The following is a 22,619-nucleotide window of genomic DNA, read 5'->3' as shown; positions in this document are numbered from 1 at the left end:
CCCTCCACTCATCAAAGAATGATGCGACGGAAATCCCCGAGCAACGCTCCGAGATACGCATTGAACCGCGCGGCTTCCGCGCCATCGATCACGCGATGGTCATACGACAGCGACAGCGGCAGCGTCAGACGCGGCACGAACTGCTTGCCGTCCCACACCGGCTTCATCTGGCCGCGCGACAACCCGAGGATTGCGACTTCCGGCGCGTTGATGATCGGCGTGAAGTTGGTGCCGCCGATCCCGCCGAGCGACGAGATCGAGAAGCAGCCGCCTTGCATCTGGTCCGGCTTCAGCTTGCCGTCGCGCGCGGCCTTCGACAGCTCGGCCATTTCCTTCGCGATGTCGACGAGGCCCTTCTTGTCCGCATCGCGGATCACCGGCACGACGAGGCCGTTCGGCGTATCGGCAGCGAAACCGACGTGGTAGTACTGCTTGAACACCAGGTTGTCGCCGTCGAGGCTCGCGTTGAAGGTCGGGAACTTCTTCAGCGCGGCGACGACCGCCTTGATCACGAACGCGAGCATCGTGAACTTCACGCCCGCCTTCTCGTGCTCCTTGTTCAGCTGCACGCGCAGCGCTTCGAGCTCGGTGATGTCCGCTTCGTCGTTGTTCGTGACGTGCGGGATCATCACCCAGTTGCGATGCAGGTTCGCGCCCGAGATCTTCTTGATGCGCGACAGCGGCTTCGCCTCGAACGGGCCGAACTTCGAGAAGTCGACCTTCGGCCACGGCAGCAGGTTCAGCTCGCCGCCGCCTGCCGGCGCGGCTGCAGCAGCCGGTGCCGCGCGCTGGCCCGTCATCACGCCCTTCACGAAGCCCGTGATGTCTTCCTTCGTGATGCGGCCCTTCGGACCGGAACCCTGCACGCGTGCGACTTCGACGCCGAGTTCGCGCGCGAACTTGCGCACCGACGGCGACGCGTGGCTTGCGCGATACTCGCCCGACGGTGCGGCGGCCGGTGCGGCGGCAGCCGGTGCCGGCGCAGCCTTCGCGGGTGCCGGTGCGGCGGCAGGTGCCGGCGCGGCCGCGGCCGGCGCCGGTGCGCTCGCCTGCGGCGCGGCGGCAGCCGGTGCGCCGGCGGCGTCGAGCAGCACGATCAGCGTGCCTTCCGACACCGAATCGCCGACCTTGACCTTGATTTCCTTCACGACGCCGGCGGCCGGGCTCGGCACGTCCATCGTCGCCTTGTCCGACTCGAGCGTGACGAGCGACTGTTCCTTCTCGACCGTGTCGCCGACCTTTACGCCGATCTCGATCACCGGGACGTCCTTGTAGTCGCCGATGTCGGGCACCTTCACCTCGAGCGTGCCGCCCGACGCTGCCGGCGCGGCGGCCGGTGCCGCTGCGGCCGGTGCTGCCGGTGCCGGTGCTGCCGCCGGAGCCGGGGCCGCCGCCGGCGCTGCCGCGCCATTCACCTGCGCCGCGGCGCCGCCTTCGAGCAGGATGATCAGCGAGCCTTCCGACACGGAATCGCCCACCTTGACCTTCACTTCCTTGACCGTGCCGCCTGCCGGGCTCGGCACGTCCATCGTCGCCTTGTCCGACTCGAGCGTGACGAGCGACTGCTCGGGCTCGACCGTGTCACCCGCCTTCACGAGCACCTCGATGACGGGCACGTCCTTGTAATCGCCGATATCCGGCACCTTCACTTCGATCGCTTGACTCATCTTTTTGTGTCTCCATGGCCGCGCGCGCCCCTCCCGGAAGCGGCGCGCGGCATCACACGGCGCGTGTGCGTTAAACGGTCATCGGGTTGGGCTTGGACGGATCGAGGTTGTACTTGGCGATCGCGTCAGCGACCACCTTGCGCTCGATCGTGCCTTCGTCGGCCAGCGCGTTGAGCGCGGCGACGGTGACCCAGTGACGGTCGACTTCGAAGAAGTGACGCAGCTTTTCGCGGGTGTCCGAACGACCGAAGCCGTCCGTGCCCAGCACGACGAAGCGGCGATCGATCTGACCACGGATCTGGTCGACCAGCGCGCGCACGTAGTCGGTCGATGCGATGACCGGACCCTGCGTGTCCTTCAGGCACTTCTGCACGTGCGACAGGCGACGCTCCTCGGTCGGATGGAGCAGGTTCCAGCGCTCGACATCGTGGCCTTCACGCGCGAGTTCGGTGAAGCTCGGCACGCTCCACAGGTCGGCCGCGACGCCCCAGTCGTTCTTCAGCAGGTCGGCGGCGGCGATCACTTCGTTGAAGATCGTGCCCGCGCCGAGCAGCTGCACGCGCGGCGCCTTCGTGTCGGCGTCGGCCTTCTTGAACGCGTACATGCCCTTGATGATGTCGGCCGCCACGTGCTCGCCCTGCGGAATCGCCGGGTGCTCGTAGTTCTCGTTCATCACCGTGATGTAGTAGTACACGTCTTCCTGCTCCTGCACCATGCGGCGCAGGCCGTCCTGGATGATCACCGCGAGTTCGTAGCCGAACGTCGGGTCGTAGCTCACGCAGTTCGGCACCGATGCCGCCCACAGGAGCGAGTGACCGTCTTCGTGCTGCAGGCCTTCGCCGTTCAGCGTCGTGCGGCCCGCGGTGCCGCCGAGCAGGAAGCCGCGCGAGCGCATGTCGCCCGCCGCCCATGCGAGGTCGCCGATCCGCTGGAAGCCGAACATCGAATAGAAGATGTAGAACGGCACCATGATCTCGCCGTGCGTCGAATACGACGTCGCCGCCGCGATCCAGTCGCACATGCCGCCCGCTTCGTTGATGCCTTCCTGCAGGATCTGGCCGGTTTCCGATTCCTTGTAGAACATCAGCTGGTCGGAATCTTCCGGCACGTACTTCTGGCCTTCCTGGTTCCAGATACCGATCTGGCGGAACAGGCCTTCCATGCCGAACGTACGCGATTCGTCCGGGACGATCGGCACGACGCGCTTGCCGAGCGCCTTGTCCTTCAACAGGATGTTCAGGACCCGCACGAACGCCATCGTCGTCGAGATCTCGCGGCCTTCGCCCGTGCCCTTCAGCAGCGGCTCGAATGCGTCGAGCGCCGGCACCGGCAGCGAGGTCGCCTTTTCGCGGCGATGCGGCAGGTAGCCGCCGAGGTCCATGCGCTTCTGGCGCATGTATTCGAGTTCCTTCGAGCCTTCCTCGAACTTCAGGTACGGCACGTCGGCGATCTGCTCGTCGGCGATCGGCAGGCGGAACTGGTCACGGAACTTCTTCAGTTGCTCGACCGGCAGCTTCTTCTGCTGGTGCGTGATGTTCATCGCCTGGCCCGACTCGCCCATCCCGTAGCCCTTGATGGTCTTCGCGAGGATGACGGTCGGCGCGCCCTTCGTGTTGGTCGCTTCGTGGAATGCCGCGTAGATCTTGTGCGGATCGTGGCCGCCACGGTTCAGCGCCCAGATGTCGTCGTCCGACCAGTCGGCGACGAGCGCCTTCAGTTCAGGCGTGTTGAAGAAGTGTTCGCGAACGAACGCGCCCGACTCCGACTTGTACGTCTGGTATTCGCCGTCGACGGCTTCCATCATGCGGCGCATCAGCGCGCCTGTCTGGTCGCGTGCGAACAGCGCATCCCAGCGGCTGCCCCAGATGACCTTGATCACGTTCCAGCCGGCGCCGCGGAATTCCGATTCCAGTTCCTGGATGATCTTGCCGTTGCCGCGCACCGGGCCGTCGAGACGCTGCAGGTTGCAGTTGATCACGAACACCAGGTTGTCGAGCTTCTCGCGGCTCGCCATGCCGATCGCGCCGAGCGATTCCGGCTCGTCGGTCTCGCCGTCGCCCAGGAACGCCCAGACCTTGCGGCCGGCCGTCTTCGCGATGCCGCGCGATTCCAGGTACTTCATGAAGCGGGCCTGGTAGATCGCCATGATCGGGCCGAGACCCATCGACACCGTCGGGAACTGCCAGAAGTCCGGCATCAGCCACGGGTGCGGGTACGACGAGATGCCCTTGCCGTCGACTTCCTGGCGGAAGTTGTCGAGCTGCTCTTCCGACAGGCGGCCGAGCAGGAACGCGCGCGAGTACACGCCCGGCGACGAGTGGCCCTGCACGAACACGAGATCGCCGCCGTGCTGGTCGGACGCCGCGTGCCAGAAGTGGTTGTAGCCGACGTCATAGAGCGTCGCGGCCGACGCGAACGACGCGATGTGGCCGCCGACGTTCGTGTCCTTGCCCGCGCGCAGCACCATCGCCAGCGCGTTCCAGCGCGTGTACGAACGAATGCGGTGCTCGATGTCCTGGTCGCCCGGGATCTTCGCCTGCGCGGCGACCGGAATCGTGTTGATGTACGGGGTGTTGGCGGAGAACGGCAGGTGTTCGCCGTGCATGCGGGCGAACTCGATCTGCTTTTCGATCAGGTAGTGCGCGCGGCCGGTGCCCACGGAGGAGATCACGCCATCGAGCGACTCGAGCCACTCGACGGTTTCTTGCGGGTCGTCGTCACGTTCGGCGGCGACATACTTCATCACTTCGTTCGGTACAGCGGACATTCTCGTCTCCTGGGTCCTGGAATGTGAGGATCGCTCTCGTGCAGACGACGCGACGCGACCGGCTGCGGGCAAGCTCCGACGGATTGTAATGAGCGTGGACGGGCCCGCGCAACTGAATTTTCGAATTATGAGATCTTTTCTCGTAATGCGAAATATTGCTGCGCTGCACCCATCGGCTGGGGCTCCGCGGCGCGCGCCGCGGGCACAAATCCGTTTCCGTTCAACATATCCGGTATCGGTTTTCCATGTATTGCGCTGCGCTACAATCCTGCCATGTTGACCGATCGGCTTTTCGCACGCTCGGCGCGACCGTCGGGCCCGCCGGCGGAGTCGCAGCCGTCCCGTTGGCACCACGGACCGTGGTGGTCCAATTCCTATTTGCTGACGCCGCTGCTGTCGATCCTCGTGTTCCTCGTGGTAATGAGCCTGATTCTGTGGAGCCTCAATCGCCGCGAACAGCAGCAGCAGGAAGACACCCTCTTCCGTAACGTCGCGTGGGCGCAGCAGCAGATCCGCCTGTCGATGACGGGTGCGCAGGAGCAGTTGCAGGCGCTGTCGCGCGATCTCGCGTCGGGCCGCCTCGACCAGAACGCGTTCCAGATGGCCGTCGCGGACGTGATGCAGACGCATCCGGAAATCCTCTATCTGAACTGGTACACCGCGCCCGGCGTGCAGCGCTGGCCGGCCGTGCACCCGCCGCTGCTCGGCCAGCGGCTCGCGAAGCCCGGCGACGCGCAGATGCAGGACGCCGTGCGCGGCGCGTACGACGAAGCGCGCAGCACGCGCCGCCAGGCCTATTCGCCGCTGATCTACGACGACTTCGGCAACGGCTTCATCACGCTGCAGACGCCCGTGATGCGCGGCGACCGCGAATATCTCGGCTCGATCGCCGCGGTGTTCTCGGTCGAAGGGATCCTGAAGCACGACATCCCGCAGGAGTTGTCGTCGAAGTACAAGATCTCGATCACCGACTCGAACAACCGCGAGCTGTCGTCCACGTCGACGCGCCCGCGCCTGCCGCGCGACTCCCATTACGACCTGCCGCTCGATCCGCCCGGCCAGGGGCTGACCGTGCGCGTGTACGCGTTCCCGCAGCTCACGAACCTGACCAACAACACGCTCGTCTGGCTCGTCGCCGGGCTGTCGTGCTTCGTGCTGTGGAGCCTCTGGAGCCTGTGGAAGCACACACGCCAGCGCTTCGAGGCGCAGCAGGCGCTGTACGCGGAGGCGTTCTTCCGCCGCGCGATGGAAAATTCGGTGCTGATCGGCATGCGCGTGCTCGACATGCACGGCCGCATCACGCACGTGAACCCCGCGTTCTGCCGGATGACGGGCTGGGACGAAACCGACCTGGTCGGCAAGGTCGCGCCGTTCCCGTACTGGCCGCGCGACGCGTATCCGGAAATGCAGCGCCAGCTCGACATGACGCTGCGCGGCAAGGCGCCGAGCTCGGGCTTCGAGCTGCGCGTGCGGCGCAAGAACGGCACGCTGTTCCATGCGCGCCTCTACGTGTCGCCGCTGATCGACAGCTCAGGCCGCCAGACCGGCTGGATGTCGTCGATGACCGACATCACCGAGCCGAAGCGCGCCCGCGAGGAACTCGCGGCCGCGCACGAGCGCTTCACGACGGTGCTCGAAAGCCTCGACGCCGCGGTGTCGGTGCTCGCCGCCGACGAAGCCGAGCTGCTGTTCGCGAACCGCTACTACCGCCACCTGTTCGGGATTCGCCCCGACGGCCATCTCGAGCTGTCGGGCGGCGGCTTCGACCGTGCGCAGGCGTCGTCCGACTCGATCGACATGGTCGACACGTTCGCGGGCCTGCCGGCCGCCGCGCTGACGAGCAGCACGGCCGACGCGCAGGAGGTGTACGTCGAGAGCATCCAGAAATGGTTCGAGGTGCGCCGCCAGTACATCCAGTGGGTGGACGGCCACCTCGCGCAGATGCAGATCGCGACCGACATCACGACCCGCAAGAAGGCGCAGGAACTCGCGCACCAGCAGGAAGAGAAGCTGCAGTTCACGAGCCGATTGATGACGATGGGTGAAATGGCGTCGTCGATTGCTCACGAATTGAATCAGCCGCTCGCCGCGATCAACAACTACTGCTCGGGCACGCTCGCGCTCGTGAAGAGCGGCCGCGGCACGCCCGAGACGCTGCAGCCCGCGCTGGAAAAGACCGCGCAGCAGGCGCTGCGCGCGGGGATGATCGTCAAGCGGATCCGCGAATTCGTGAAGCGCAGCGAGCCGAAGCGCCAGCCGGCGCGGGTCGCGGACATCGTCGCCGACGCGGTCGGGCTCGCCGAAATCGAGGCCAGGAAGCGCAGGATCCGGATCGTCACGGAAATCCTCGCAAGAATGCCTATTATTTATGTCGACCCCGTGTTGATCGAGCAGGTGCTGATGAACCTGATGAAGAACGCGGCCGAGGCGATGGCCGACGTGAAGCCGGCGACGGTGGACGGCGTGATCCGCGTCGTCGCCGACATCGACGCGGGTTTCGTCGACATCCGCGTGATCGACCAGGGTCCGGGCGTCGACGAGGCAACCGCCGAACGCCTGTTCGAACCGTTTTACAGCACCAAGTCCGACGGCATGGGCATGGGGCTGAACATCTGCCGTTCGATCATCGAATCGCATCGGGGGCGTCTGTGGGTGGTCAACAATGTCGAACCGGACGGCCGCATTTCCGGCGCGACATTCCACTGCAGCCTGCCCATTGGGGAACCCGCTGATCTCGGCCAAGGGGGGCGCGAGGCATCGGCATCACATACCGTTACGGGAGAACTATGAATAGCCCTGTCACCACCACTCAGGAAACCGTCTTCGTCGTCGACGACGACGAGGCCGTACGGGACTCGCTGCGCTGGCTGCTGGAGGCGAACGGCTATCGCGTGCAATGCTTCTCGAGCGCGGAGCAGTTCCTCGATGCCTACCAGCCGGCGCAGCAGGCCGGCCAGATCGCCTGCCTGATCCTCGACGTCCGGATGTCGGGCATGAGCGGCCTCGAGCTGCAGGAGCGCCTGATCGCCGACAACGCCGCGCTGCCGATCATCTTCGTCACGGGCCACGGCGACGTGCCGATGGCGGTGTCGACGATGAAAAAGGGTGCGATGGACTTTATCGAGAAACCGTTCGACGAGGCCGAGCTGCGCAAACTCGTCGAGCGGATGCTCGACAAGGCCCGAAGCGAAAGCAAGAGCGTCCAGGAGCAGCGCGCCGCGAGCGAGCGTCTGTCGAAGCTGACCGCGCGCGAGCAGCAGGTGCTCGAGCGGATCATTGCCGGCCGCCTGAACAAGCAAATCGCCGACGATCTCGGGATCAGCATCAAGACGGTCGAAGCGCACCGCGCGAACATCATGGAAAAGCTCAACGTCAACACGGTGGCCGACCTGCTGCGCCTCGCGCTGTCGAAGAAGCAGGCCTGAACGTGGCGTGCGGCCGCGGGCACCTGCCCGGCTAGCCGCACGCACGCACTCTCGCACCCTCGGGCCGCGCAATGCGGCCCACTCGGGCGGCGCGGCCCGGCGCTTGCTCCCGGGCGCCGGCATCGCCGCCATGACGCTTTCCTTGCATTCGCTGTCGGACGACAGCAGGCGACCGGTATAATTGCGTGCTTTGCTGCGGCGTTTCGTGCGCCGCACACCCGCATTCCAACTTCCCGGCAGGACCACCACCATGACAGCCCTCCTCATCGACGGCAACGCCCTCTCGAAGACCTTGCGCACGCAGGCCGCCCAACGCGCCGCCGCCCTCACCGCCCGCGGCCACCAGCCCGGTCTCGCGGTGGTCCTCGTCGGCGCCAACCCGGCGAGCGAAGTCTATGTGCGCAACAAGATCAAGGCGTGCGAGGACAACGGCTTCTTCTCGCACAAGGATGCGTACCCGGACACGCTGTCGGAAGCCGACCTGCTCGCGCGCATCGACGAACTGAACCGCGATCCGAAGATCCACGGCATCCTGGTCCAGCTGCCGCTGCCCGCGCACATCGACAGCCACAAGGTGCTCGAGGCGATCGCGCCCGAGAAGGACGTCGACGGCTTCCACGTCGCGAACGCCGGCGCGCTGATGACGGGCAAGCCGCTGTTCCGTCCGTGCACGCCGTACGGCGTGATGAAGATGTTCGAAGCGCATGACATCCCGCTGCAAGGCGCGAACGCGGTCGTGATCGGCCGCTCGAACATCGTCGGCAAGCCGATGGCGATGCTGCTGCTCGAAGCCGGCGCGACCGTGACGATCTGCCACAGCAAGACGCGCGACCTCGCCGCGCACACGCGCCAGGCCGACATCGTGGTCGCCGCGGTCGGCAAGCGCAACATCCTGACGGCCGACATGGTCAAGCCCGGCGCGACGGTGATCGACGTCGGCATGAACCGCGACGACGCGGGCAAGCTGTGCGGCGATGTCGACTTCGCCGGCGTGAAGGAAGTCGCCGGCCACATCACGCCGGTGCCGGGCGGCGTCGGCCCGATGACGATCACGATGCTGCTGATCAACACGATCGAAGCCGCCGAGCGCGCCGCCGCGGCCGCCTGATCGCGCTGCCTGCCCAGCCGGCGCGCATTCGCGCGCCGGCATCTCGCCGGTCGCCGTCGCGGCCGCGCGTCATACCGCCACACCTCGCCGCGTTTCGCCCGAATCCGACCCCGCGTCGCGCGTATCCAATCGCGTCGTTAGAAACTAACGATTGGAAAGCGCGCGATGCGCCCCAATAATGTCGATATCGGGCGCCGCTGCTTCGCGCCTCACCCTTTTCACCCCGGTTCATCCGGCAACAGACAGGGAGTCTTAATGTCCGCCAGCGCCAATACCAATCCGCTCCTCGATTTCTCCGGCCTGCCCCGCTTCGGCGAGATCCGTCCGGAACATGTGACGCCCGCGCTCGACACGCTGCTCGACACCGCCAACCGCGCGGTCGACACCGCGAGCGCACCCGCGACGCCGGCGACCTGGGCCACGATCGTCGAGACGGTCGAGCAGGCGACGGAGCCGCTCGGGCGCGCATGGGGCGTCGTCGGCCATCTGAACGCCGTCGCCGATACGCCGGAACTGCGGGCCGCCTACGGCGAAAACCTGCCGCGCGTGACCGAATTCTGGTCGAGCGTCGGCCAGAACCTCGCGCTGTACGAGAAGTACAAGGCAATCGCCGCGAGCGCCGAATACGCGACGCTGTCGGCCGAGCGCAAGAAGATCCTCGACAACGCGCTGCGCGATTTCCGCCTGTCGGGCGCCGAGCTGCCGGAAGACCAGAAGCCGCGCTTCGCGGAACTGCAGGAGCAGCAGGCCGCGCTGTCGAAGGCGTTCTCCGACCACGTGCTCGACGCGACCAACGCGTATGCGTACTTCGCGCAGGACGAGGCCGAACTCGCCGGCCTGCCGGGCGACGCGATCGAAGCGGCCCGCGAAGCCGCGGAGAAGGAAGGCAAGGAAGGCTGGAAATTCACGCTGCACTTCCCGTCCTACTTCCCGGTGCTGCAATACGCCGAGAACCGCGCGATGCGCGAGACGCTGTATCGCGCGTATGCGACGCGCGCGTCCGAACTCGGGCCGCAATACGGCGGCGGCAAGGCCGAATGGGACAACACGGCGATCGTCGCCGACGAGCTGAAGCTGCGCCGCGAAGAGGCGCAGATGCTCGGCTACCGCAACTTCGCCGAAGTGTCGCTCGCGCCGAAGATGGCCGAGTCGCCGCAGCAGGTCATCGCGTTCCTCGAGGATCTCGCGACGCGCGCGCGCCCGCACGCCGACAAGGACTGGGACGAACTGCGCGCGTTCGCCGCGAAGGAACTCGGCCTGACCGAACTCGCGCCGTGGGACGTGGCGTTCGCGGCTGAGCGGCTGCGCCAGCAGCGCTACGCGTTCTCGGAAAACGAGGTCAAGCAGTACTTCCCGGAACCGGCCGTGCTGAAGGGCCTCTTCACCGTCACCGAAACGCTGTTCGGCGTGCGGATCAAGCCGGACGACGCGCCGGTCTGGCACCGGGACGTGCGCTTTTTCCGCGTCGAGAACCGTGACGGCTCGCTCGTCGCGCAGTTCTATCTCGACCTGTATGCACGCGAAGGCAAGCGCGGCGGCGCGTGGATGGACGATGCGCGGGCGCGCGCGAAGCGCGGCGGCACCGTGCAGACGCCGGTCGCGTACCTGACCTGCAACTTCTCGGCGCCGGTCGGCGGCAAGCCCGCGTGCTTCACGCACGACGAAGTCATCACGCTGTTCCATGAATTCGGCCACGGGCTGCATCACATGCTCACGCGCGTCGACGAGCTCGGCGTGTCGGGCATCAACGGCGTCGAATGGGATGCGGTCGAACTGCCGTCGCAGTTCATGGAAAACTTCTGCTGGGAATGGGACGTGCTGTCGTCGATGTCGTCGCACATCGATACCGGCGCGTCGCTGCCGCGCGAGCTGTTCGACAAGATGATCGCCGCGAAGAACTTCCAGAGCGGCCTCGGCACGCTGCGCCAGATCGTGTTCTCGATGTTCGACATGCTGCTGCACGTCGACTTCGACCCGGCCGGCGCGACCGGCGTGAACGCGTTCGCGCGCGAGATCAACGAGCGCTACCACGTGATCCCGCAGGCAGCGTTCTCGCGCTGGCCGAACACGTTCAGCCACATCTTCGCGGGCGGCTATGCGGCCGGCTACTACAGCTACAAGTGGGCCGAGGTGCTGTCGGCCGACGCGTACGCGGCGTTCGAGGAAGCGGCCGCCGCAGGCGGCAGCGTGCTCGACGCGGCGACCGGCACGCGCTATCGCCGCGAGATCCTCGAAGTCGGCGGCAGCCGCCCGGCGATGGATTCGTTCAAGGCGTTCCGCGGCCGCGAGCCGGAAATCGACGCGCTGCTGCGCCACAACGGAATGACCTCCGCCACGCACTGAGCACGCGCTGGCCGGTTCGGCCCGCTGCATCGGAAGGCACCGCTTCGGCGGTGCCTTTTTTTCATGGCGCGGGGGTTTGGTCGTTGGCGTCGTTGGCGTCGTTGGCGGCGTTGGCAGCATCGTCGGCGTGGTCAACTTGGTCGACTTCATCGTCGAACAACGAGAACTGCCCGCGCCGCTCGGCCGTGTCCTCGTCGATGCGCACGCCGACGCCCAGCAGCCGCACGGCCTGCGCGCGCCGCTGCAGCCCCTTCGCGAGCAGCGTGACCGCCGTCTGCGCATTCGTCGCGTCGGCCACGCATTCGACCGTCGTGCGCTGGAAATCGGCGAAGCGGATCTTCACGTACAGCTTGCGGATCGCACGCGCCGCCCCCGCACGCGCGATCCGCGCGTCGAGCTGCACGACGAGGCGGCGGATCTCGTCCGCGCATTGTTCGAGCGTCGTCAGGTCGGTCACATAGGTCGTCTCGACGCTGACCGACTTGCGCTCCTGGTCGGCCTGCACCGGCCGCTCGTCGATCCCGCGCGCCAGCTGGTACAGCCGTCGACCGAACGCACCGAAATCGCGATGCAGATCGATCAGCGACCAGTCGCGCAACTGCGCGCAGGTCTGGATACCCAGCCGCTCGAGCCGCGCGGCCGTCACCTTGCCGACGCCGTGCAGCTTGCGCACGGGCAGCGCCGCGACGAACGCATCGACTTCATGCGGGCGCACGACGAACAGGCCGTCGGGCTTGTTCCAGTCGGACGCGATCTTCGCGATGAACTTGTTCGGCGCGACGCCCGCCGACACCGTCACGCCCACCGTGTCGTACACACGCTGGCGGATCTCCCGCGCGATCAGCGTCGCGCTGCCCTGGCACAGTTCGGAGCCGCTGACGTCGAGATAAGCCTCGTCGAGCGACAGCGGCTCGACGTCGTGCGTGTAATCGCGATAGATCGCCATGATCTGCCGCGATGCGGCGCGGTATTTGTCCATCGCGGACGGCAGGATCAGCAGGTCCGGACACTTGCGCATCGCCAGCGCCGACGACATCGCCGAATGCACGCCGTAGCGCCGCGCCTCGTAGTTGCAGGTCGCGATCACGCCGCGCTGGTCGGGCCGGCCGCCGACCGCGAGCGGCCGGTTGCGCAGCGACGGGTCGTCGCGCATCTCCACCGATGCGTAAAAGCAGTCGCAGTCGCAGTGGATGATCTTGCGCACGCGCGGCGGCGCATCGCCGGGCGGCGGCTCGCGCGGAGAATCGGCAGGCGGGATGATGGTCGGATTCACGGTGCCGATACTGTACAAAAACACAGTGCCGGTTTCAACTGTCGCGTACTGCCTTGTTCGGTCGCCCCGTACCGGCGCGCTTCGCACGGATCGTACCGCCGCGCGCACGGGGCGGCCCCTATACTCGTCTGCCACGACATACGAAACGCACAGGTGACGGATGAAGACGATCGGACTGATCGGCGGGATGAGCTGGGAATCGTCGGCGGAGTACTACCGGATGATCAATCGCCATTCGAAGGCGCTGCACGGCGGCCATCACAACGCGAAGAGCGTGCTGGTCACGGTCGATTTCGCCGAGATCGAAGCGCTGCAGCGCGCGCAGGACTGGGTCGCGCTCGGCGAACGGATGGCCGACGCCGCGCGCCAGCTCGAAGCGGCCGGCGCCGATCTCGTCGTGCTGACGACCAACACGATGCACCGTGTGCACGACGCGATCGAAGCGGCAGTGGCGCTGCCGTTCCTGCACATCGCCGATCCGACCGGCGCCGCGCTGCGCGCCGCGGGCGTCGAGCGCGTCGCGCTGCTCGGCACGCGCTACACGATGGAGTTGCCGTTCTATGCGGAGCGCCTGCGCGACAAGTTCGGCCTCGACGTGCTGGTGCCGGACGAAGCCGCACGCGGCGACGTGCACCGGATCATCTACGACGAGCTGTGTCACGGCGTGATCGATGCGGGGTCGCGCGCAACCTACGTGGCGATCATCGACGAACTGGCGCAACGGGGGGCGCAAGCCGTGATTCTCGGCTGCACGGAAATCACGCTGCTGATCGGCGCGGACGATTCGCCGCTGCCGGTTTTCGATACGACCGCGCTGCATGCGAAGGCGGCGGTCGAGTGGGCGGCGGGCTGACCATCGCGCGCCGCCGCGAGGTCGACATTGGCCCGAGGCCGGCGCGCTCTCCGGCCACCCTCACCGCGATTTGAAGGCCGGATTATTCCACCCGGCAGGAATCGTTATCTTGCCCGTCACATCGCGTCGCGCCCGACGCCCCGCTCTCCCCCGCGCCATGGGGGCCGAGGGGAATGGTCCGCGAATCGGGCGACGCGTGTCGCGCGGCGTCGTCGCTTCAACTGGTTATCCATTGGTAATAAAGTGGGCGCAAATTGGTATTCGGGCGGGATCGCTGCAAGCGGTGCTGCTCGTGTGCTCTCTTTCCACCAACGGGAAACCGGAACATGAAACGACTCAAGTCCACGGTCGCTGCGATGCTCGCCATGTCGACCATGCTCGGCGCACATGCCGACCCCACCATCAACGCCTCAGCCTCGACGACGCCCAGCGGCGGTTTCGATCGCATGACGTGGGACATTACACCGGAGGTCGTGCCGACCAATATCAACGCCAGTTACTACTGGGCCAATCAGGTGTGGTCCGAACATGGCGGCCACCCGATCTACACCGGCATCCAGCCGCGCACCCAAAGCACCAACGTCGTGATCTTCAGCGCGTTCGGCACCGGCACGACGCCGCTGTCGGCGAATTGCCGCGGCGGTGCCGACGGCGGCTCGGGCACCTCGTGCTCGATCGGCTATGCGTGGAAAACGGGCCATGCCTACCGGCTGCAAATGGTCCATGCGCAGGGCAATCGCCCCGACGGACGCTCGACCATCGAAGGCTTCATCACGGACGTCGCAACCGGCGTCACGACGCCGACCGGCAGCATCGCGGTGCCGGCAGACTGGGGTGGACTGTCGAACAGCGCTTCCGTGTTCGACGAGTTCTTCCCGTTCAACAGCGCGTCGAGCGACCCGATGCAGCGGCCGTGCGTGCCGTACGTCCGCTACACGACGTCGCTGCCGCATTTCTATCTGAAGGACGTCGATTACCCGACGACCGAACGGTCGATCCGGCTGAATACGGGCAAGGACAAATGCGCGGCGGTGGCCGGCACGCCGAACGCGCGGGCCACGCTCGTCAACACGTCGACTTACCTGATCGAGAACGGCTTCCTGCCGGGGAGCCCCGGCGCGCCGAAATGACATTCGGACGCTGAAAACAAAAAACCCGGCACGAGGCCGGGTTCCTGTCGACGAAAGCGCGCATCGGTCATATGCGCTGCACATCGTCTGGTGTGCTTGGTTGCGGGGGTAGGATTTGAACCTACGACCTTCGGGTTATGAGCCCGACGAGCTGCCAGACTGCTCCACCCCGCGTCAGAGAAATAAATTATAGGGTGAGGAAGTACTCACGTCAACACCTTTGTCACAATTTCTTCGCGGACCGTCGATATCGCGATGCGCGGTGCGTGCTTCGCATCGCGTGTCGCGCGCGTTCGCGCCCCGTGCTCGCGGTAAGATGGCGGCCTTCGCATTCACCCCGCACGCATTCCCGTTCATGAAAATCGCCACCTGGAACGTCAACTCGCTCAACGTCCGCAAGCAGCACGTGCTCGACTGGATCGCGCACAGCGGAACCGACGTGCTGTGCCTGCAGGAACTGAAGCTGCCGGACGAGAAGTATCCGCGCGCCGATCTCGAGGCTATCGGCTACCGCAGCTGGTTCACGGGCCAGCGGACCTACAACGGCGTCGCGATTCTCGCGCGCGACACGCTCGCCGTCGACGAATCGGACATCGTGCGCAACATCCCCGGCTTCGACGATCCGCAGCAGCGCGTGATCGCCGTGACGGTCGAAGGCGTGCGCATCGTATCCGCCTATTTCCCGAACGGCCAGTCGCCCGAGTCCGACAAGTTTGTCTACAAGATGCAGTGGCTCGAAGCACTGCATGCGTGGCTGAGCGCCGAGATGCAGCGCTATCCGAAGCTCGCGCTGCTCGGCGACTACAACATCGCGCCGGAAGACCGCGACGTGCACGATCCGGCGAAATGGGAAGGCCAGAACCTCGTGTCGCCGCAGGAGCGCGCGCACTTCGCGAAGCTGCTCGAGCTCGGCTTCGTCGACGCGTTCCGCCGTTTCGAGCAGCCCGAGAAGACCTTCACGTGGTGGGACTACCGGATGCTCGCGTTCCGCCGCAACGCGGGGCTGCGCATCGATCACATCCTGCTGTCGCCGGCACTCGCCGCCAACTGCACGTCGTGCGAAGTCGACCGCCTGCCGCGCACGTGGGAACAGCCGTCCGACCATACGCCCGTCGTCGCGGTCGTCTGCTGAGCCCCCTTCCCGCTCGTGCCCGCGCTCAACCGCGCGCGGGTGCGGGCGCGGGCCCGAGATGGGCCCACAGGAAGCCGAATTCCGCCGCATCCGCTTCGGCACGCTCCAGATCGTCGGCGCTGCCGTGGCCGCCGTCCGTGTTCTCCCAATACCACACCCGTTCGTGTCCGAGCGCATGCATGCGCGCGGCCATCTTGCGCGCATGCGCGGGATGCACGCGGTCGTCGCGCGTCGACGTCGTCAGCAACAGCGGCGGATACACGACCCCTTCGCGCACACGGTGATACGGCGAATAGGCAGCCAGCGCCGCGCCCTCGCGCGAATCGTCCGGATCGCCGTATTCGTCGAGCCATGCGGCGCCCGCATGCAGCTTCGGATAGCGCCGCATGTCGAGCAGCGGCACGCGGCACAGCACCGCGCCGAACAGCTCCGGATGCTGCACCATGCACGCGGCGACCAGCAGCCCGCCGTTGCTGCCGCCCTCGATGCCGAGCTGCGCGGCCGTGGTCACGCCGCTGCGGATCAGATCCTCGGCCACCGCGATGAAGTCGTCGAACGCACGTTGCCGATGCTCGCGCTGTGCGTCGACGTGCCAGCCCGGCCCGAATTCGCCGCCGCCGCGGATGTGCGCGAACACCGCGACGCCGCCGCGTTCGAGCCATGCGATGCCCAGTGCATCGCTATAGCCCGGCAGGTTCGGAATCGCGAAGCCGCCATAGCCTGACAGCAGGCAGGGTCGCGCGACGCGGGTGACGCCATCGGGTTGATCGAGCCCATCGAGTGCGTCACGCGGCCCGATCAGCGTGTACGGCACCACCGTGCCGTCGCGCGAGCGGGCATTGGCACGCCGCACGACGAGCCCGGCCGCGTCGAAGCGCACCGGCGGCCGGTCGAGCAGCACGCGGCGCGACGCGGCATCGTCCGCGCGATCGGCCAGATCGGCAAGCCAGCATTCGGGCGGATCGAGATAGGTGTCGACGTCCACGTACACGTCGTCGTTCAGCGTCGACTCGACCGGCTCGAGGTCGACTTGCGCGTCGCCCGGCCACTCGAACGGCCGCGCGTGCCACGTCCATGCGCCGTCCTCGCCCTGGCGCGGCTGCCACAGCATCGTGCGGTTCTGCACGTCGTCGAGCCAGCTCGCGATCAGCATCGTGCGCGTATGCGTCCACGTGCATGCGGACGTCGACGGCCGCGGCTCGAACAGCGTCGTGAGTTCACGCGCGCCGGCGAGGAATGCCTGCTCGCGGATCGCGAGCAGCGAGCCGCCCGCGTGACGCACGCCGCCGCAGTCCCAGTCGAGTCGCGGCTCCAGCACGAGCCAGCCCTCCCAGAAGCCGACCTCGACATGCGTCGGCACGTCGTAGCGCACCCACTCGCCCGCGTCGTTCAGCCAGTACGCGTGCGCGTCGAAGAAATCCACGCTGCGCCACGCGACGTGGCGGCCGTCGATCGGATCGAATGCCGCGCCCGCGCTGATGTCGTCGGGTTCGCCGCGAAACACGACCGGCGCATCGGCGAGCGGCGTGCCGCGTACCCAGCGGCGCGCGTCGTACGGATAGCCGGCCGCGGTCGCGTGCGCCTCGCCGCGATCCCAGCTCACGTAGACGGTATCGCGGTCGATCCAGCCGACCGTGTGATGTCCCGGCTCGTCGATCGTGAACCCGTCGTCGACGAAACGGCGCTGCACGAGATCGAACTCGCGCACGACGACCGCATCGGCGCCGCCCGGCGACAGCGACAGCAGCGCGCGGTCGCCGTCCGGATACAGGATCGCGTCCTGCTCGAACACCCACGACTCGCCCTCTTGCGCGCCGAGCGCGTCGACGTCGAGCAGCGTTTCCCATTCGGGCCGGCCCGCGCGCCAGTCGTCCCAGCGCGCGCGGCGCCACAGTCCCTTCGGGTGGAGATCGTCCTGCCACAGGTCGTACGCCCACTCGCGCCAGCGGGTCGGAATCACCGGGCGTTCGCGCGGCAGATACGCCTGTGCGAGCCGCGCGGTGAGCGCGCGATACGCATCGTCGTCGCGCAGCGCGACACGCGTGCGCGCGTTCTGCTCGTCGACCCACGCGCGGGCGCGCTTGCTGTCGAGCGATTCGAGAAAACGAAAGGGATCGGCCCCGGCGGGCCAGCGGAAGGAATCGGACATGGTGGATCGCACGTGACGGCAAACCGAGATTATGTCCGATCGCGGCATGCGCGATGCCCGCGCATGCCGCGACGGCGGCTCAAGGCTCCAGATGCAGTTCCTGGATCTTGCGCGTGATCGTGTTGCGGCCGATGCCGAGCCGCTCCGCCGCCTCGACCTTGCGGCCGCGCGTGAAGTCGAGCGCCTCGCGGATCACGGCCGCCTCGAAGCGGCGCGCGAGCTCGTCCATCACGTCGGCCGAGTTCTCGCGCAACAGCCGCGCGACTTCGGTGCGCAGCCCGTTTTCCCACATCGGATAGCCGGCCGGCGCACCGTTCGGCGCGGCCGCGACGGGCGCCGCCGTCAACGGCGCCGCACCGGGCGCCGGCTGCACGCGCAGCCCTTCGCCACCGCCGAGGCTCGCGCCGCCGTGCGCATCGATGCCATCGGCCGTCGCAGTCACCGGCGCACCGGCCGGCACGAGGTCGGGCGGCAGATCCTTGATCTCGACCGTCTGCGCGGGTGCCATCACGGTCAGCCAGTTCGCGAGATTCTCGAGCTGCCGCACGTTGCCGGGGAACGACAACGACGTCAGGTACGCCAGCGCGTCGTCGGACACGCGCTTGGGCTCGACGCCGAGATCGCGCGCGCTCTTCTGCAGGAAGTGGCGCGTGAGCAGCGCGATGTCCTCGCTGCGTTCGCGCAGCGGCGGCAGCCGCAGCCGGATCACGTTGAGCCGGTGGTAAAGGTCCTCGCGGAACAGCCCCTGCCGCACGCGCGACTCGAGATTCTGGTGCGTCGCGGCGATCACGCGCACGTTCGCGCGCAGCGGGTTGTGGCCGCCGACGCGGTAGAACTGCCCGTCCGACAGCACGCGCAACAGGCGGGTCTGCAGGTCGAACGGCATGTCGCCGATTTCGTCGAGGAACAGCGTGCCGTTCTCGGCCTGTTCGAAGCGGCCCTGGCGCGTCGTCTGCGCGCCGGTGAACGCGCCGCGCTCATGGCCGAATAGTTCGGATTCGAGCAGGTCCTTCGGAATCGCCGCGGTGTTCAGCGCGATGAACGGTCCGTTCGCCCGCGGGCTGTGCCGGTGCAGCGCCCGCGCGACGAGCTCCTTGCCGGTGCCCGATTCGCCGGTGATCAGCACGGTCGCGGCCGAATGCGACAGGCGGCCGATCGCGCGGAACATGTCCTGCATCGCGGGCGCCTGCCCCAGCATCTCGGGCGCCTCGGCCACGCGCTCGTCCTGCGGCGCGCCGCCGCGCAGGCTTTCCTCGACCGCGCGGCGGATCAGCTCCACCGCCTTGTCGACGTCGAACGGCTTCGCGAGATATTCGAACGCGCCGCCCTGGAACGCCGCGACGGCGCTGTCGAGATCGGAGAACGCCGTCATGATGATGACGGGCAGGTCAGGCAGACGCTCGTGCACCGCCTGCAGCAGCTCGAGGCCGGAGCCGCCCGGCATCCGGATGTCGGATACGAGCACCTGCGGCGTCTCGTGGTCGAGCGCGGCCAGCGCGTCGCGCACGTTCGCGAAGCTCTTCGTCGCGAAGCTGTCCCGGGCGAGTGCCTTTTCGAGCACCCAGCGGATCGATTGGTCGTCGTCTACTATCCAGATCGGCTTCATAGGTCGGTCAGTATTGGTGAATCCGGTGAATCGCCATACCGCCGCTCAATGGTCGAGCGGCAGCAGGATCTGAAATTCGGTACGTCCCGGCCGGCTCTCGACCTCGATCATCCCGTCGTGCTGCTGCACGAAGGTCTGCGCGAGCGTGAGGCCAAGGCCGCTGCCGTCGTCGCGCCCGGACACGAGCGGATAGAAGATCCGGTCACGGATCTCTTCCGGAATGCCGGGCCCGTTGTCGACTACATGCAAGTCCAGTGCCAACTTGTACAGGCGCTTCGCGACCGTCACCTTGCGCGCGACGCGCGTGCGCAGCTCGATCTTCGCGTCGCCCTGCGCGATCCGTTCGCGCAGCGCCTGTGCCGCGTTGCGCACGATGTTCAGCAGCGCCTGGATCAGTTGCTCCTTGTCGCCGCGCAGGTCGGGCACGCTGACGTCGTAGTCGCGCTCGATCGTGAGCCCGCGCGGAAATTCCGCGAGCATCACCGCGCGCACGCGTTCGCACACTTCATGAATGTTCACGTCGCCGACGATGTGCGGATGCCGGTGCGGCTCCAGCAAGCGGTCGACGAGCGTCTGCAGGCGGTCGGACTCCTTGATGATCACCTGCGTGTATTCGCGCAACTCGCCGCGCTCGCGCTCGCTCAGCTCGAATTCGAGCAGCTGGGCTGCGCCGCGAATGCCGCCGAGCGGGTTCTTGATCTCGTGCGCGAGATTGCGGATCAGTTGCTTGTTGACCGCGGTCAGGTCGTGGATCCGTTCCTCGCGATCGGTGCGCGATTGCCGTTCGTTCTCGAACAGTTCGACGAGCACGAAATCGGGCGCGGTCTCGAGGAAGCCGACGATCGCATGCACGTGCAGCGCCTCGTGGCCGGGCCGGTCGAGTACCGTGTCGAGATGCGTCGCGTGAAAGCGCTGCTGGCCGATCGCGGTGATCGTCGCCGCGAGCTCGTTCGCGTTCGGAAAAATCTCGCCCCACGGCCGCTGCGCGAGCTGCCGCCGCGAGATGTCGAGCATCGCCTCCGCGGACGGGTTCGCGAACGCGACCCTGAGCGTCTTGCGGTCGAGCACGATCACGACCGTCGGCAGTGCTTCCAGCCCCGCAAGCAGGCCCGAGCGCGCGAGCCGCTCGTCTTCCGTCAGTCGCTCGGGCTGCCCCGTCTTCGCCTTGATCAGATTTTTCAGAGCCATCTTGCGTATCGTCGCGCCTCACCGGGTGGGAACATGAAAATTGGCGGAACAAAAAAGGGACGGCTGGACGCCGTCCCCTTTCAGACTCCGCGGTTCCCGCCGCTAGCCGCGCGACGGGAACGAACCGGCATGACGGCGCTCACTCGAAGCGCCATCGCCGATTACAGCGAGTAGTACATCTCGAACTCGATCGGATGCGTCGTCATGCGGAACTTCGCCAGCTCCTGCTCCTTCAGCGCGAGGTACGCATCGAGCATGCTGTCGGTGAACACGCCACCACGCGTCAGGAACTCGCGATCCTTGTCGAGCGCTTCCAGTGCCTGGTCGAGGCCCGCGCAGACGGTCGGGATCTTTGCATCCTCTTCCGGCGGCAGGTCGTACAGGTTCTTGTCCGCGGCTTCGCCCGGATGGATCTTGTTCTGGATCCCGTCGAGGCCGGCCATCATCAGCGCCGTGAAGCACAGGTACGGGTTCGCCATCGGATCCGGGAAGCGCGTTTCGATACGGCGACCCTTCGGGTTCGACACGTGCGGAATGCGGATCGATGCCGAACGGTTACGCGCCGAGTAAGCGAGCTTGACCGGTGCTTCGAAGTGCGGGACCAGACGCTTGTACGAGTTCGTCGTCGGGTTCGTGATCGCGTTCAGTGCACGGGCGTGCTTGATGATGCCGCCGATGTAGAACAGCGCCAGTTCCGACAGGCCGGCATAGCCGTTACCCGCGAACAGGTTCTGGCCGTCCTTCCAGATCGACTGGTGAACGTGCATGCCCGAACCGTTGTCGCCGACGACCGGCTTCGGCATGAACGTCGCCGTCTTGCCGTACGAGTGCGCGACGTTATGGATGATGTACTTCGACCATTGCGTCCAGTCGGCGCGCTGAACCAGCGTCGAGAACTTGGTGCCGATTTCGTTCTGGCCCTGGCCCGCCACTTCGTGGTGGTGCACTTCGACCGGGATGCCGAGCTGTTCGAGCAGCAGGCACATTTCCGAACGCATGTCCTGGAACGTGTCGACCGGCGCGACCGGGAAGTAGCCGCCCTTCGTGCCCGGACGGTGGCCCGTGTTGCCGCCTTCGAATTCCTTGCCTGCCGACCACGGTGCTTCTTCCGAGTTGATCTTCACGAAGCAGCCCGACATGTCCGTGTTCCACTGGACCGAGTCGAAAATGAAGAATTCCGGTTCCGGACCGAAGTAGGCCGTGTCGCCGATGCCCGTGCTCTTCAGGTACGCTTCGCCGCGTTTCGCGAGCGAACGCGGATCGCGCTCGTAGCCCTTGCCATCGGCCGGTTCGACCACGTCGCAGGTCAGCACGAGGGTCGACTCTTCATAGAACGGGTCGACGAAGGCAGCGCTCGGGTCCGGCATGAGCAGCATGTCCGACGCCTCGATGCCCTTCCAGCCGGCGATCGACGAGCCGTCGAATGCATGGCCGCTTTCGAACTTGTCTTCGTCAAACGCCGAAACCGGCACCGACACGTGCTGTTCCTTGCCGCGCGTATCCGTGAAGCGGAAATCGACAAACTTGACGTCCTCGTCCTTCACGAGCTGCATGACGTCGGCGACGGTTTTACTCATAACCTCTTCTCCTGATTGAACAATTCCGGCGGACTGGGAACCGCCTCGTTTACCGAGCTGCCCGGAGTCTGGCTTTGGCGCAGCGCGCCCCGGGTCGACCGAATTCTATATAGCAGCATCCGTGCCAGCCATACACAGAAGCGACATGAATCGCGCCAGCCCGCGCCACCACGGGGCCCTGCTGCGCGATTCCGGGGCCGGGCGCCGCACCGGTGCTCGCGGGATCGCACCGATATGGTGCAATCGACGAGAGACGCCAGCGCGACGGAATCATTCTGGTGCATGCGCACCATTCTGCACTCTTTTGGTGAACATGGGGCGGTGCATGCGCGTCAGGCTACGCGCACATCCGCGCGGCGCCGCCGCGCTAGAATGTTCGTTTCACCGAACCATACGGAGAC

At 66.6% G+C, this 22,619-nt stretch carries 14 protein-coding genes and 1 tRNA gene; 7 read left to right on the top strand and 8 right to left on the bottom strand.

Translation table 11 applies throughout. From position 1 onward, the window contains the following. Nucleotides 1–11 precede the first annotated feature (11 nt). The gene (aceF, locus tag ABIC50_RS27755; RefSeq protein ID WP_175729179.1) at nt 12–1,667 is read right to left on the bottom strand and encodes a dihydrolipoyllysine-residue acetyltransferase; all 1,656 of its coding nucleotides are present in this window, start codon (nt 1,665–1,667) and stop codon (nt 12–14) included. 70 nt (nt 1,668–1,737) lie between these two features. After that, complete coding sequence (gene aceE / locus ABIC50_RS27750; protein ID WP_175676764.1) at nt 1,738–4,434, bottom strand: pyruvate dehydrogenase (acetyl-transferring), homodimeric type; 2,697 nt, start codon at nt 4,432–4,434, stop codon at nt 1,738–1,740. A gap of 273 nt (nt 4,435–4,707) precedes the next feature. On the opposite strand from aceE, the gene fixL reads away from it, so the two are divergent. The 4 genes from fixL to ABIC50_RS27730 all read left to right on the top strand — a co-directional run bounded on the left by fixL (nt 4,708) and on the right by ABIC50_RS27730 (nt 11,310). Continuing rightward, a complete protein-coding gene (gene fixL / locus ABIC50_RS27745) occupies nt 4,708–7,224 on the top strand; it encodes an oxygen sensor histidine kinase FixL (protein ID WP_011657389.1) in 2,517 nt (838 codons plus the stop codon). Next, on the top strand, nt 7,221–7,859 hold the full coding sequence (gene fixJ / locus ABIC50_RS27740) for an oxygen response regulator transcription factor FixJ (RefSeq protein WP_006493245.1): 639 nt from the start codon (nt 7,221–7,223) through the stop codon (nt 7,857–7,859). The genes fixL and fixJ overlap by 4 nt, the downstream gene beginning before the upstream one ends. Nucleotides 7,860–8,109: 250 nt before the next feature. Continuing rightward, on the top strand, nt 8,110–8,967 hold the full coding sequence (gene folD, locus ABIC50_RS27735) for a bifunctional methylenetetrahydrofolate dehydrogenase/methenyltetrahydrofolate cyclohydrolase FolD (protein WP_105833467.1): 858 nt from the start codon (nt 8,110–8,112) through the stop codon (nt 8,965–8,967). Between the two features lie 255 nt (nt 8,968–9,222). Next, nucleotides 9,223–11,310: a M3 family metallopeptidase gene (locus tag ABIC50_RS27730; protein WP_354168112.1), complete on the top strand. Its 2,088-nt coding sequence runs from the start codon at nt 9,223–9,225 to the stop codon at nt 11,308–11,310. 61 nt (nt 11,311–11,371) lie between these two features. Here ABIC50_RS27730 and dinB read toward each other — a convergent pair whose 3' ends face one another. Further along, nucleotides 11,372–12,607, bottom strand: a complete 1,236-nt coding sequence (gene dinB / locus ABIC50_RS27725; RefSeq protein ID WP_354168110.1) for a DNA polymerase IV — start codon at nt 12,605–12,607, stop codon at nt 11,372–11,374. A 136-nt stretch (nt 12,608–12,743) separates the two neighbouring features. On the opposite strand from dinB, the gene ABIC50_RS27720 reads away from it, so the two are divergent. Continuing rightward, nucleotides 12,744–13,436, top strand: a complete 693-nt coding sequence (locus ABIC50_RS27720) for an aspartate/glutamate racemase family protein (RefSeq protein WP_354168108.1) — start codon at nt 12,744–12,746, stop codon at nt 13,434–13,436. A 326-nt stretch (nt 13,437–13,762) separates the two neighbouring features. Beyond that, nucleotides 13,763–14,566 carry a DUF3472 domain-containing protein gene (locus ABIC50_RS27715; RefSeq protein ID WP_354168106.1) on the top strand — a complete coding sequence of 268 codons (804 nt, stop codon included), beginning with the start codon at nt 13,763–13,765 and terminating at the stop codon, nt 14,564–14,566. 97 nt (nt 14,567–14,663) lie between these two features. Here the strand turns inward: ABIC50_RS27715 and ABIC50_RS27710 are convergent. After that, nucleotides 14,664–14,740 (bottom strand) — tRNA-Met (locus tag ABIC50_RS27710). 181 nt (nt 14,741–14,921) lie between these two features. Between ABIC50_RS27710 and xth the strand changes: the two genes are divergently transcribed. Beyond that, on the top strand, nt 14,922–15,698 hold the full coding sequence (xth, locus tag ABIC50_RS27705) for an exodeoxyribonuclease III (protein WP_354168104.1): 777 nt from the start codon (nt 14,922–14,924) through the stop codon (nt 15,696–15,698). A 25-nt stretch (nt 15,699–15,723) separates the two neighbouring features. Here xth and ABIC50_RS27700 read toward each other — a convergent pair whose 3' ends face one another. The 4 genes from ABIC50_RS27700 to glnA form a co-directional block, all read right to left on the bottom strand. Beyond that, the gene (locus ABIC50_RS27700) at nt 15,724–17,847 is read right to left on the bottom strand and encodes a prolyl oligopeptidase family serine peptidase (protein WP_354168102.1); all 2,124 of its coding nucleotides are present in this window, start codon (nt 17,845–17,847) and stop codon (nt 15,724–15,726) included. 79 nt (nt 17,848–17,926) lie between these two features. Continuing rightward, a complete protein-coding gene (ntrC, locus tag ABIC50_RS27695; RefSeq protein ID WP_175660464.1) occupies nt 17,927–19,453 on the bottom strand; it encodes a nitrogen regulation protein NR(I) in 1,527 nt (508 codons plus the stop codon). Nucleotides 19,454–19,498: 45 nt separating this feature from the next. Further along, nucleotides 19,499–20,641: a nitrogen regulation protein NR(II) gene (glnL, locus tag ABIC50_RS27690; protein ID WP_164714828.1), complete on the bottom strand. Its 1,143-nt coding sequence runs from the start codon at nt 20,639–20,641 to the stop codon at nt 19,499–19,501. Between the two features lie 161 nt (nt 20,642–20,802). Beyond that, nucleotides 20,803–22,218 (bottom strand): type I glutamate--ammonia ligase, encoded by a 1,416-nt coding sequence (glnA, locus tag ABIC50_RS27685; protein WP_006758924.1) that lies wholly within the window; start codon nt 22,216–22,218, stop codon nt 20,803–20,805. Between the last annotated feature and the right edge of the window lie 401 nt (nt 22,219–22,619).

The sequence above is a fragment of the Burkholderia sp. 567 genome (assembly GCF_040545115.1).
In the GTDB taxonomy this organism is placed as follows: Bacteria; Pseudomonadota; Gammaproteobacteria; order Burkholderiales; family Burkholderiaceae; genus Burkholderia; species Burkholderia ambifaria.
This window is presented reverse-complemented; position numbering and strand designations above follow the sequence as displayed.

Bases quoted from the DNA above. Each gene is read 5' to 3' on its own strand.
- glnA (WP_006758924.1), bottom strand. From the start codon at position 22,218: ATGAGTAAAACCGTCGCCGACGTCATGCAGCTCGTGAAGGACGAGGAC.
- fixJ (WP_006493245.1), top strand. From the start codon at position 7,221: ATGAATAGCCCTGTCACCACCACTCAGGAAACCGTCTTCGTCGTCGAC.
- aceF (WP_175729179.1), bottom strand. From the start codon at position 1,667: ATGAGTCAAGCGATCGAAGTGAAGGTGCCGGATATCGGCGATTACAAG.
- aceE (WP_175676764.1), bottom strand. From the start codon at position 4,434: ATGTCCGCTGTACCGAACGAAGTGATGAAGTATGTCGCCGCCGAACGT.
- folD (WP_105833467.1), top strand. From the start codon at position 8,110: ATGACAGCCCTCCTCATCGACGGCAACGCCCTCTCGAAGACCTTGCGC.
- xth (WP_354168104.1), top strand. From the start codon at position 14,922: ATGAAAATCGCCACCTGGAACGTCAACTCGCTCAACGTCCGCAAGCAG.
- glnL (WP_164714828.1), bottom strand. From the start codon at position 20,641: ATGGCTCTGAAAAATCTGATCAAGGCGAAGACGGGGCAGCCCGAGCGA.
- ABIC50_RS27720 (WP_354168108.1), top strand. From the start codon at position 12,744: ATGAAGACGATCGGACTGATCGGCGGGATGAGCTGGGAATCGTCGGCG.
- fixL (WP_011657389.1), top strand. From the start codon at position 4,708: ATGTTGACCGATCGGCTTTTCGCACGCTCGGCGCGACCGTCGGGCCCG.
- ABIC50_RS27715 (WP_354168106.1), top strand. From the start codon at position 13,763: ATGAAACGACTCAAGTCCACGGTCGCTGCGATGCTCGCCATGTCGACC.
- ABIC50_RS27700 (WP_354168102.1), bottom strand. From the start codon at position 17,847: ATGTCCGATTCCTTCCGCTGGCCCGCCGGGGCCGATCCCTTTCGTTTT.
- ntrC (WP_175660464.1), bottom strand. From the start codon at position 19,453: ATGAAGCCGATCTGGATAGTAGACGACGACCAATCGATCCGCTGGGTG.
- ABIC50_RS27730 (WP_354168112.1), top strand. From the start codon at position 9,223: ATGTCCGCCAGCGCCAATACCAATCCGCTCCTCGATTTCTCCGGCCTG.